At 53.7% G+C, this 11,687-nt stretch carries 10 protein-coding genes and 1 pseudogene; 6 read left to right on the top strand and 5 right to left on the bottom strand.

Features of this window, described 5'->3' with window-relative positions; all coding sequences use genetic code 11:
• Positions 1-6 precede the first annotated feature (6 nt).
• Complete coding sequence (locus KCR01S_RS17520) at positions 7-1,308, bottom strand: CYTH domain-containing protein (protein WP_061284383.1); 1,302 nt, start codon at positions 1,306-1,308, stop codon at positions 7-9.
• Between the two features lie 234 nt (positions 1,309-1,542).
• Between KCR01S_RS17520 and KCR01S_RS17525 the strand changes: the two genes are divergently transcribed.
• Positions 1,543-2,163 (top strand): TIGR04211 family SH3 domain-containing protein, encoded by a 621-nt coding sequence (locus tag KCR01S_RS17525; RefSeq protein WP_061284392.1) that lies wholly within the window; start codon positions 1,543-1,545, stop codon positions 2,161-2,163.
• A gap of 91 nt (positions 2,164-2,254) precedes the next feature.
• On the top strand, positions 2,255-3,496 hold the full coding sequence (locus KCR01S_RS17530) for a multifunctional CCA addition/repair protein (RefSeq protein ID WP_061284384.1): 1,242 nt from the start codon (positions 2,255-2,257) through the stop codon (positions 3,494-3,496).
• Between the two features lie 10 nt (positions 3,497-3,506).
• On the opposite strand, the gene bacA is transcribed toward KCR01S_RS17530, so the two are convergent.
• Positions 3,507-4,328: an undecaprenyl-diphosphate phosphatase gene (gene bacA, locus KCR01S_RS17535; protein WP_061284385.1), complete on the bottom strand. Its 822-nt coding sequence runs from the start codon at positions 4,326-4,328 to the stop codon at positions 3,507-3,509.
• Between the two features lie 92 nt (positions 4,329-4,420).
• Complete coding sequence (gene folB, locus KCR01S_RS17540) at positions 4,421-4,780, bottom strand: bifunctional dihydroneopterin aldolase/7,8-dihydroneopterin epimerase (RefSeq protein WP_061284386.1); 360 nt, start codon at positions 4,778-4,780, stop codon at positions 4,421-4,423.
• A gap of 107 nt (positions 4,781-4,887) precedes the next feature.
• On the opposite strand from folB, the gene plsY reads away from it, so the two are divergent.
• On the top strand, positions 4,888-5,517 hold the full coding sequence (gene plsY, locus KCR01S_RS17545; RefSeq protein WP_061284387.1) for a glycerol-3-phosphate 1-O-acyltransferase PlsY: 630 nt from the start codon (positions 4,888-4,890) through the stop codon (positions 5,515-5,517).
• 68 nt (positions 5,518-5,585) lie between these two features.
• Here the strand turns inward: plsY and tsaD are convergent, their stop codons facing one another.
• Positions 5,586-6,599, bottom strand: a complete 1,014-nt coding sequence (tsaD, locus tag KCR01S_RS17550; protein WP_061284388.1) for a tRNA (adenosine(37)-N6)-threonylcarbamoyltransferase complex transferase subunit TsaD — start codon at positions 6,597-6,599, stop codon at positions 5,586-5,588.
• 235 nt (positions 6,600-6,834) lie between these two features.
• On the opposite strand from tsaD, the gene rpsU reads away from it, so the two are divergent.
• The 3 genes from rpsU (at position 6,835) to rpoD (ending at position 10,910) form a co-directional block, all read left to right on the top strand.
• Positions 6,835-7,050, top strand: coding sequence for a 30S ribosomal protein S21 (gene rpsU / locus KCR01S_RS17555; protein ID WP_001144069.1), 216 nt, complete (start codon positions 6,835-6,837; stop codon positions 7,048-7,050).
• A 115-nt stretch (positions 7,051-7,165) separates the two neighbouring features.
• Positions 7,166-8,911 carry a DNA primase gene (gene dnaG, locus KCR01S_RS17560; protein ID WP_061284389.1) on the top strand — a complete coding sequence of 582 codons (1,746 nt, stop codon included), beginning with the start codon at positions 7,166-7,168 and terminating at the stop codon, positions 8,909-8,911.
• Positions 8,912-9,065: 154 nt separating this feature from the next.
• Complete coding sequence (rpoD, locus tag KCR01S_RS17565; RefSeq protein ID WP_061284390.1) at positions 9,066-10,910, top strand: RNA polymerase sigma factor RpoD; 1,845 nt, start codon at positions 9,066-9,068, stop codon at positions 10,908-10,910.
• Between the two features lie 113 nt (positions 10,911-11,023).
• Here rpoD and mug read toward each other — a convergent pair.
• Positions 11,024-11,530 (bottom strand): annotated as a pseudogene (gene mug / locus KCR01S_RS17570) (G/U mismatch-specific DNA glycosylase).
• Between the last annotated feature and the right edge of the window lie 157 nt (positions 11,531-11,687).

Consider the following 11,687-nt stretch of genomic DNA (forward strand, 5'->3'; position numbering starts at 1 on the left):
AGTAAATTAACGTTTTCCGCTGTGTAGCCAGAACGGTTCGACCGCCAGCGCCTCATTGCGGTAATGCTCAATTTCAATGTGCTGACGCGTCTCGATGGCATGGCGTAAACCCTGCCAGTTCGCCAGCCAGCGCTGTGCTTTTTCCGCGTCGTAGTAGCCCGCCAGCACCTGCACGCTGTTGATGTCGCGCGTCAAACGCGGCAGCTGATCGCCGTAGCTGTCCCCAAGCGGATAGGCAAACGTCGTGCGCAGCTCGGCAGCCTGACGAGAAAGATGAGTATCGGCAAATCGTTTAAACGAATCGGCCATTTTGCCTTCGGCTTTGGCATCGAGGAACGGCTGCCAGCCGCGCGTCACCAGCCATTCGGTGAACGCCAGCTTGGTTAGCGCGATTTCACGGCTATACGCCGCGTCATGAGCGGAAATCTTACCGGCCATCAGCGCGTCAACCTGGGTCAAATTATCACGCAGCGATGCACTGGCCTTACGCGGCACAATACCGCCAAACAGCGTCAGGATGTGGCGAATCAGCCCCTGCGCGTTGACCACTTCGGTTTTCGCTTTCGCCTTACCGCGCAGCCAAAGTTCTTCGTGGTACTGCCAATGGGCGAGCGCATTTTCCAGCGCAGCTTCAAATGCTTGTCCCACCGTCGCCTTCGGCGGCAGAGACAGAATCGTCAGCGGTTTTATTTCGCGCTCAGGATTGCCCTGCGCCAAATGATAACCACGAGCCGCTTTACTCAAACTGCCCTGACGCAGCAGCCCGGTTTGCGCTAACTGCTGGGCCAGTGCCAGCACGTCTGCGGTTTCACCGCTGAGCAGCTCCAGCTCCAGTTCACAGATCGCTTCCTGATGCTCCCCAGCCTTCACTTCGCCCTGATCCAGCGCGATCTCAATCTGGCTTTTCCCCTGGCTAACCACCCATTTCTCACGATAGAAATCGGTGCTAAACAGCGGGTTAACCTGTTCTGCCAGCCCTTTTGGCATTTCACCCTTCGGCCAGACTTCAGATGGCAACTGGTCGAGCGCCAGCTCCGGCGAGCTAATCGCAATATTGTATTCAGGGCGCTGATGCAAACCGCCAACGGTACGACCGGCGATTTTCATCGTCATCTCATAGCGGCCGTTATCGCCGCGAACGCGCAGCCCCATATCATGGCGACGCAGCCAGTTATCCGCAGTTTCGTAATAGATGTTCAGCAACTGTCCCGGCGGGGTGTGCTCTGCGTTCAGGGTTTGCAGGTGGTTGCGTAGCGTTTCAACGCCAGCGTCATCGACGATAAATTTTAATTCGATTTCTTGAGCCATGATTGAATTCTTTTGGTTTCGTTACCCGGAAATACCTTTGTGGCGAACTTATAGGTATTCTTTTTGTCAGTAGATAGTATTTTGCGACAAATTGCCATGCAATGCGCAATTTGTCAGGTGGACAGCAGACGCCGGTTTTTTCTCCTGGAGGATTCCGATTGCCGCAGAATGCTTTGCGTCGTCAGACTGTTGCCACTACTATCGTTCCACTTATATGACAAAAACGATGATCTGATGCCAAAATTACGCTTAATTGCCATTACTTTACTGACACTTACCGCTTCGACCATCGCTCACGCTGATGAAAAGCGTTATGTTTCCGACGAACTGAACACCTGGGTACGCAGCGGCCCGGGCGATAATTACCGCCTGGCAGGTTCACTTAACGCCGGTGAAGAAGTGACGTTGTTGCAAACCAACGACAATACCCAATACGGCCAGGTGCGAGACAGCAACGGCCGTACTGCGTGGATCCCGCTGAAAGAGCTGACTGCCACCCCAAGCCTACGTACTCGCGTACCGGACCTGGAAAATCAGGTCAAAACGCTGACCGACAAGCTCAATAATATCGACACCACCTGGAACCAGCGCACCGCAGAAATGCAAAAAAAGGTCGCTGAGAGCGATAGCGTGATCAACGGTTTGAAAAACGAAAACCAGAAGCTTAAAAACGAGCTTATCGTCGCGCAGAAAAAAGTAAACGCCGCCAATCTACAGTTGGATGACAAACAGCGCACCATCATCATGCAGTGGTTCATGTATGGCGGCGGTGTGCTGGGCATCGGCCTGCTGCTGGGCCTGGTACTGCCGCACATCATTCCAAGCCGTAAGCGCAAAGATCGCTGGATGAACTAAGCCATTCCCCTGCCGCATTCGCAGGGGATAATTCGCCTTATCGGCGCTTCTTTCGTATTATCTGAAAGAAAATGATGAGGAGAAGCGTGGCGTGAAGAGTTATCTGGTCGGTGGTGCAGTTCGAGATGGGTTATTAGGTCTACCGGTCAAAGATAAAGATTGGGTGGTTGTCGGCGCCACGCCGCAGCAAATGCTCGACGCGGGCTACCAGCAGGTAGGCCGCGACTTTCCTGTTTTTCTGCATCCCAACAGCCACGAAGAGTACGCGCTGGCTCGAACCGAACGGAAGTCAGGTTCCGGTTATACCGGCTTTACCTGCTACGCTGCGCCAGACGTCACGCTAGAGCAAGACCTGTTACGCCGAGACTTAACCGTCAATGCGTTAGCTGAAGACGCCGATGGGACAATTATCGATCCTTACGGCGGACGTCGCGATCTCGAACAGCGCATTCTGCGTCATGTTTCCCCCGCCTTTGGTGAAGACCCGCTGCGCGTTTTACGCGTGGCGCGCTTTGCCGCTCGTTACGCCCATTTAAGCTTTCGTATTGCCGATGAAACCATGGTGCTGATGCGCGAGATGACCGATGCTGGCGAGCTGGCGCACCTGACGCCTGAACGCGTGTGGAAAGAGACGGAGAATGCCCTCGGCACTCGCAACCCGCAGGTATTCTTCCAGACGCTGCGCGACTGTGGCGCATTGAAAGTGCTGTTCCCGGAAATCGACGCGCTGTACGGTGTCCCGGCCCCGGCGAAATGGCACCCGGAAATTGATACCGGCGTTCATACGCTGATGACGCTCACCATGGCGGCGATGCTTAGCCCGGACATTGACGTGCGCTTCGCCACGCTATGCCATGATCTGGGCAAAGGACTAACGCCAAAAGCGCTCTGGCCGCGCCATCACGGCCACGGCCCGGCGGGCGTGAAGCTGGTTGAACAATTAAGTCTGCGCCTAAAAGTGCCTAACGAAATGCGCGATCTGGCGAAACTGGTGGCTGAATTCCACGATCTCATCCATACCCTGCCAATCCTGCAGCCGAAGACGCTGATCAAGCTGTTTGATTCCATCGATGCCTGGCGCAAACCGCAGCGCGTCGAACAGATCGCACTCACCAGCGAAGCCGATGTCCGCGGTCGTACTCATTTTGAAGCCTGCGATTACCCGCAGGGCAGATTGCTGCGCGAAGCGTGGGAAGTAGCCAAAAGCGTGGGTAACAAAGAGGTTATTGAGGCCGGGTTTAAAGGCCCGGAAATTCGTGAAGAGCTGACGCGACGCCGCATTCAGGCCGTGGCAAACTGGAAAGAAAAACGTTGCCCCCAGCCAACAGACTGAGGGCAAACCGTTAGAAGAAGACGACGTAGACCACCGCTGCGACAATAAAGCGGTAGATCGCAAACGGAATGAACGAGATACGTTTAATCAGCTTCAGGAAGGTTTTGATGGCCACCAGCGCCACAAGGAAGGCCATCACAAACCCGACGGCGAACATCGGAATGTCGCCAACGGTCAGGAAATGCCAGCTCTTGTAGAGATCCAGCGCCGTTGCGCCCATCATCATCGGCACGGCGAGCAGGAACGAAAACTCGGAAGCTGCGTAGCGGCTCACGCCCATCAGCATCCCGCCCGAAATCGTTGCACCGGAGCGTGAAAAGCCCGGCCACAGCGCCAGACACTGGAAGCAGCCGATCATAAAGGCCTGACGATAGGTCATATCATCAATCCCCACTGCACGCGGCGTTTTCGGCTTCAGGCATTCCGCCGCAATCAGCAGCAGACCACCAACGACCAGCGCATACATAACGTTAATCGGATTAAAGAGCGATTTAATCGCATCGTGGAAAACCAGCCCCAGCACGACCGCTGGGATCATCCCCAACAGAATGTGAATCAGCGACAGGCGGCCAGAACCTTCGCCTTCATGTACCGGAGGGCGACCAAAATGAATACCAATCAGGCCAAACAGACGGCGCCAAAACATCACTACCACCGCGAGAATGGAACCCAATTGAATCACCACCTCAAACGTTTTCGCCGTTTCGCCTTCAAAGCCCAGTAAATGGCCGACGATAATCATATGGCCAGTGCTGGATACAGGCAGAAACTCCGTCAATCCCTCGACCACACCCAGAATTGCCGCCACCAGCAGCGAGTGTATATCGCTCATTAAATAAACCCTTAAAAGTAAACAATAAAATAAACCCGGCACTATGACCGGTATAAATCACTTTGGTTTAAGTTATATGACGACTTATCGTTTTATTTCAGATTTTGGCCACGCTCGATGATGACACCCACGTTGGCCGCCCGGGCGACAGCGCCGGGTTTGCTGACCTTAATACGCACCCATGGCGACTTGAAGCGGGACATCAAAATCTCAGCCACCTCTTCGGCGACGCGTTCAACCAGCGCAAAACGGCTGCCTTCGACGTGCTTCACCACCGCTTCGCTGATATCAGCATAGCTCAGACAATCGTTCACGTTGTCGCTGGCGGCAGCTTGACGGTTGTCCCAGCCTAATTCGATATCGAACACCAGTTTCTGTTCAATCGTTTGTTCCCAGTCATAAACACCGATAGTGGTGATTACCGAAAGTTGCTCTATAAATACAATATCCATCACGACCTGCTTGGTTTTAGGCTAAACCGGATACCACTTCCGGCGAATTATGCGTATTATCCACAGATGCAGAGAATACTTCGACATTTTCAAAATGGAACAGCGTTATGAGTGCAATCGAGCCTGGAATGATTCTCCTCGCCTACCTTTGCGGCTCAATCTCCAGCGCCATTCTGGTCTGCCGCGTCGCGGGGTTACCTGACCCTCGCAGCAGTGGTTCGGGGAACCCCGGTGCCACTAACGTATTACGCATTGGCGGTAAAGGCGCTGCCGTAGCCGTACTGATTTTCGACGTCCTGAAAGGGATGCTCCCCGTCTGGGGTGCCTACGCTCTCGGCCTATCCCCTTTCTGGTTGGGACTGGTGGCAATTGCCGCCTGTTTGGGCCATATCTGGCCGATATTTTTCCATTTCCATGGCGGGAAAGGTGTGGCCACCGCATTTGGCGCCATTGCACCTATCGGTCTGGATTTAACGGGCGTTATGGCCGGCACCTGGCTGCTGACGATTTTGCTCAGCGGCTACTCTTCGCTGGGCGCTATTGTCAGCGCGCTGGTAGCGCCGTTTTATGTCTGGTGGTTTAAGCCGCAGTATACCTTCCCGGTTTCCATGCTCTCATGCCTGATTTTGCTGCGTCATCACGACAACATTCAGCGTCTGTGGCGACGTCAGGAAACGAAAATTTGGGTGCGGTTGAAAAAACGGAAGCAAGAAGACGCAGAACAGCGCAAACCTTAATGTTGCGATGTCGCCGGAGTAAGAGATGTTAACCCCGGCGTCGCGTCGCTCGGCCGGGTTGCCGTCGATTAGGCGGCCGGTAATTCAGCCAGCGGCCAGCGCGGGCGAACGGTCACGCCCAGCGAGGTGTTTGCGCCCGTTTTAAGCCGCACCATTCCCGCATAAGCAATCATTGCGCCGTTATCGGTGCAAAACTCAGGACGCGCGTAGAACACTTCCCCGCGACGTTTTTGCATCATTTCAGCCAGCTTCGCCCGTAAAGTACGGTTAGCGCTTACGCCTCCCGCCATCACCAGACGTTTAAAACCCGTTTGATCCAGCGCGCGCTTGCACTTGATCATCAAGGTATCGACGACCGCATCTTCAAACGCACGGGCAATATCAGCACGGGTTTGGTCATCATTTTCGTTATTACGAATGGTGTTGGCCGCGAAAGTTTTCAAACCCGAGAAGCTAAAATCAAGCCCAGGGCGATCGGTCATTGGACGCGGGAAGACAAAGCGCCCTTCCGTCCCCTGCGAGGCCATTTTGGACAGCATCGGGCCCCCTGGGTAATCCAGCCCCAGCAGCTTCGCCGTTTTATCGAAGGCTTCACCCGCCGCATCATCAATAGACTCACCCAGAAGTGCGTATTCACCAATGCCGGTCACGCTAATCAGCTGCGTATGACCGCCGGAGACCAGCAGCGCCACAAATGGGTATTCCGGAGGATTATCTTCCAGCATCGGCGCCAATAGGTGCCCTTCCATATGGTGTACCGCAATGGCGGGAACATCCCAGGCAAACGCCAGTGAACGGCCAACGGTTGCGCCGACCAGCAGCGCGCCAACCAGCCCAGGGCCAGCGGTATAGGCCACTGCATCAATATCTTTTGCCGTCAGATTGGCTTCTTTTAACGCCGCCTGAATCAGCGGAACCGTTTTACGCACGTGATCGCGCGAGGCCAGCTCAGGAACGACACCGCCGTAGTCGGCGTGTAATTTCACCTGACTATACAGCTGGTTGGCTAACAGACCTTTTTCATCGTCATAGATCGCGATGCCGGTTTCATCGCAGGATGTTTCAATACCCAGTACACGCATGGCTAGTTTTACCTCGTTTCAATACCGCGCAGTGTAGGGCGAATAACCCGGGATGTAAAACTTTGCTCACCCCTGGACTCCACTTCGTGTATACTCCTCACCCTTAAAAAGTCTATTTCAAAAAGGGCATCGGTGCTTTACAAAGCAGCAGTAGTTGCAGTAAAATTCCGCACCATTTTGAAATAAGCTGGCGCCGATGCCAGCGGCAAACCGAATTTATAAAGGTGAGAGTTACATGCCGGTAATTAAAGTACGTGAAAACGAGCCGTTCGACGTAGCACTGCGTCGCTTCAAACGTTCATGCGAGAAAGCAGGTGTTCTGGCAGAAGTTCGTCGTCGTGAGTTCTATGAAAAACCAACGACCGAACGTAAGCGCGCTAAAGCTTCTGCAGTGAAACGTCACGCGAAGAAACTGGCTCGCGAAAACGCACGCCGTACTCGTCTGTACTAATCTTTTGAGGGCGTCAGCTCTCAATTGTCAGACCGAGTTGTAGTTGCAAGGCCGTGCTTCCGAAAGGAATGCGCGGCTTGTTTTCGTTTATACGTTATTAAAATAAACGGGGCCTATGGCTGGACGAATCCCACGCGTATTTATTAGTGACCTGCTGGCTCGCACCGACATCATCGATCTCATCGATGCGCGGGTGAAGCTGAAAAAGCAGGGCAAGAATTACCATGCGTGCTGTCCATTCCATAATGAAAAATCCCCCTCTTTCACCGTAAACGGTGATAAGCAGTTTTACCACTGCTTCGGCTGCGGCGCGCACGGCAATGCCATCGACTTTTTAATGAACTACGACAAGCTCGAGTTCGTTGAAACCGTTGAAGAACTGGCGGCCATGCACAATCTTGAAGTGCCGTATGAAGCCGGAACGGGCCTTAGCCAGATAGAACGTCATCAACGACAAAATCTCTATCAGCTAATGGACGGATTGAACGCGTTTTATCAACAATCCTTTACCCAACCCAACGCCGAGCCTGCACGGCAATATCTGGATCAGCGCGGCCTTAGCGCCGAGATAGTCCAGCGCTTTGCTATTGGTTTTGCACCGCCTGGCTGGGATAACGCATTAAAACGTTTCGGCGGTAATGTCGACAACAGAAAGCTGTTGCTCGATGCCGGAATGCTGGTCACCAATGACCAGGGAAGAACGTACGACCGTTTTCGCAATCGCGTGATGTTTCCGATTCGCGACAAACGAGGCCGGGTAATTGGTTTTGGTGGCCGCGTACTCGGTAACGATACGCCGAAATACCTGAACTCCCCGGAAACCGATATTTTCCATAAAGGTCGCCAGCTGTATGGCCTTTATGAAGCCCAGCAGCACAACGCTGAACCACCGCGCCTGCTGGTTGTCGAAGGGTATATGGATGTCGTCGCACTGGCGCAATACGGTATTAATTATGCCGTGGCTTCGCTGGGTACCTCGACCACGGCCGACCACATTCATATGCTATTCCGTGCGACAAACAACGTGATTTGCTGTTACGACGGTGACCGCGCCGGACGAGATGCCGCATGGCGTGCACTAGAAACCGCCATGCCGTACATGACCGACGGTCGTCAGCTACGCTTTATGTTCCTGCCAGACGGCGAAGACCCGGATACGCTGGTACGTAAAGAAGGCAAAGAGGCTTTTGAGGCACGGATGGAGCATGCACAACCGCTCTCCATGTTCTTATTTAACAGCCTCTTACCGCAAGTTGACCTGAGCACGCCAGATGGCAGTACTCAGCTTGCTGCGTTGGCGCTGCCGCTTATCAGTCAGGTTCCCGGCGATGCGCACCGTATTCAGCTACGCCAAACGCTCGGGTTGAAGCTGGGGATATTTGACGATGCCGCGCTTGATCGTTTAATGCCAAAACAGGCAGAAAGTGGCGTCGTACGCCCGACTCAACAGCTAAAACGCACGACCATGCGTATACTTATAGGGTTGCTGGTGCAAAACCCCGATCTCGCGCCACGGGTTCCATCGCTAGCCGGGCTTGATCCGAAAAAATTGCCGGGCCTGAAGCTGTTTTCCGAACTGGTTAACACCTGTTTGTCCCAGCCCGGTCTGACCACTGGTCAACTTTTAGAGCAATATCGCGGGACAAATGAAGCCGCGACCCTTGAAAAACTGTCGATGTGGGACGATATAGCAGATAAGGATATTGCTGAAGAAACCTTCACCGACTCGCTCAACCATATGTTTGATTCGTTGCTTGTACTGCGACAAGAAGAGTTGATAGCTCGCGATCGCACACACGGTTTAAGCAGCGAAGAACGCCGGGAACTCTGGACACTGAACCAGGAACTGGCCAAAAAATGAATTTAACGGCTTAACTGCCGAATACCTATCGGGTAGCCCCCGACAGCCGCACCGAGGCGCAGCGGCACTAATATAAGTTCGCCCTCGCATTAAATGTCGGCGGTTCGTTCGCCGGCCGACACCAATCAAATGAATTAAGTGTGGATACCGTCTTATGGAGCAAAACCCGCAGTCACAGCTCAAGCTTCTTGTCCAACGTGGTAAAGAGCAAGGCTATCTGACCTATGCCGAGGTCAATGACCATCTGCCGGAAGATATTGTCGACTCAGATCAGATCGAAGATATCATCCAAATGATCAACGACATGGGCATTCAGGTGATGGAAGAAGCGCCGGATGCCGATGATCTGTTGCTGGCTGAAACCTCCAACAACACTGATGAAGACGCAGAAGAAGCCGCTGCACAAGTTCTGTCCAGCGTGGAATCTGAAATCGGGCGCACCACTGACCCGGTTCGCATGTACATGCGTGAAATGGGTACCGTAGAGCTGCTGACCCGCGAAGGCGAAATCGACATCGCCAAACGTATCGAAGACGGGATCAACCAGGTACAGTGCTCCGTTGCCGAATACCCGGAAGCGATCACCTATCTGCTGGAACAGTACGATCGCGTAGAAGCTGAAGAAGCACGTCTGTCTGACCTTATCACCGGTTTCGTCGATCCAAACGCCGAAGAAGACATGGCGCCAACTGCGACGCACGTGGGCTCTGAACTGTCTCAGGAAGAGATGGATGATGACGAAGACGAAGAAGAAGACGACGACGACGATAGCAGCGACGATGACAACAGCATCGACCCAGAGCTGGCGCGTGAGAAGTTCGCGGAGCTGCGTACTCAGTACGAACTGACCCGCGACACCATCAAAGCCAAGGGCCGTAGCCATGCAGCCGCTCAGGAAGAAATTCTGAAGCTGTCTGAAGTCTTCAAACAGTTCCGTCTGGTACCGAAGCAGTTCGACTACCTGGTGAACAGCATGCGTACCATGATGGACCGCGTGCGTACCCAGGAACGTATCATCATGAAGATGTGCGTTGAACAGTGCAAAATGCCGAAAAAGAACTTCATCACCCTGTTCACCGGCAACGAGACCAGCGATACCTGGTTCAACGCGGCTATCGCGATGAACAAACCATGGTCAGAAAAACTGCACGATGTCGCGGATGACGTTCAGCGTGGCTTGCAAAAACTGCGTCAGATTGAAGAAGAAACCGGCCTGACTATCGAGCAGGTTAAAGACATCAACCGTCGTATGTCCATCGGTGAAGCGAAAGCCCGCCGTGCGAAGAAAGAGATGGTTGAAGCAAACTTACGTCTGGTTATTTCTATCGCCAAGAAATACACCAACCGCGGTCTGCAGTTCCTTGACCTGATTCAGGAAGGTAACATCGGCCTGATGAAAGCGGTAGATAAGTTTGAATACCGCCGTGGTTACAAGTTCTCCACCTATGCAACCTGGTGGATCCGTCAGGCGATCACTCGTTCTATCGCAGACCAGGCGCGCACCATCCGTATTCCGGTGCATATGATTGAGACTATCAACAAACTCAACCGTATCTCCCGCCAGATGCTGCAGGAAATGGGTCGTGAGCCAACGCCGGAAGAACTGGCTGAACGCATGCTGATGCCGGAAGATAAAATCCGTAAAGTGCTGAAAATCGCCAAAGAGCCAATCTCCATGGAAACGCCAATCGGCGACGATGAAGATTCACATCTGGGTGATTTCATCGAGGATACCACCCTCGAGCTGCCGCTGGACTCTGCAACCACTGAAAGCCTGCGTGCGGCAACGCACGACGTGCTGGCGGGCCTGACCGCTCGTGAAGCGAAAGTTCTGCGTATGCGTTTCGGTATCGATATGAATACCGACCACACGCTGGAAGAAGTGGGTAAACAGTTCGACGTTACCCGCGAACGTATCCGTCAGATCGAAGCGAAGGCGCTGCGTAAACTGCGTCACCCAAGCCGTTCTGAAGTCCTGCGTAGCTTCCTGGACGATTAATCGCCCCGGCTAAAAACGTAAAAAGCTCCCTACGGGGAGCTTTTTTTTGCCTGCGAGTTGGCTAGATTCCCCCACCGCGGCCGCACTGGCTGGGTGCATCCCGCAGCCGGATGCTAAACTCCGCGCGCCTTCAGCGCCACATCCATCTCTTGATACGCCTCTACCAGTTTGTCCAGCGTGATACGGCTTAACCCGCTCGGATTGGGCAGCACCCACACTTGCGTCTCACCGATCATCAACGACTGCTTGCCCCACGGTGCGTTACGCTGCCCCAAACCGCGCTCAAAGGCCTACTTGCCTAATACTGCCAATACGGCTGGCTTGTAGTGTTCCACCTTCTCAATCAGCGCCTGGCCGCCGCTACGCAGTTCCTGCACGCTCACCTCATTTGCCTGTACCGTCGGCCGCTCAACCAGCTTCGTCACCCCGCAGCGAAAATTAAGCATCTGCTGCGCCTCTTCCGGCTTCAACTGATGGTCAGTAAACCCGGCGAGATGCAGCACTTTCCAGAAGCGGTTCGCCGGATGAGCGAACGGATAGCCCAGCGAGGAAGATGACAGCCCCGGGTTGATACCGCAAAACAGCACCCGCAACCCCGAATCGATAATGTCCTTAACCATAATATCCTCAACCGATACATCGTCAGTTGAGTATAACGAATTGAAAATGCATTGTTTATAAAAACAGCATGTGCGCGCTTAATGCTGGATTGGCGTCCGCTGTTACTTTATAATCGTCGGCTACTTAGGCCCCTTAGCTCAGTGGTTAGAGCAGGCG

This window comes from Kluyvera cryocrescens NBRC 102467, from assembly GCF_001571285.1.
GTDB lineage: Bacteria > Pseudomonadota > Gammaproteobacteria > Enterobacterales > Enterobacteriaceae > Kluyvera > Kluyvera cryocrescens.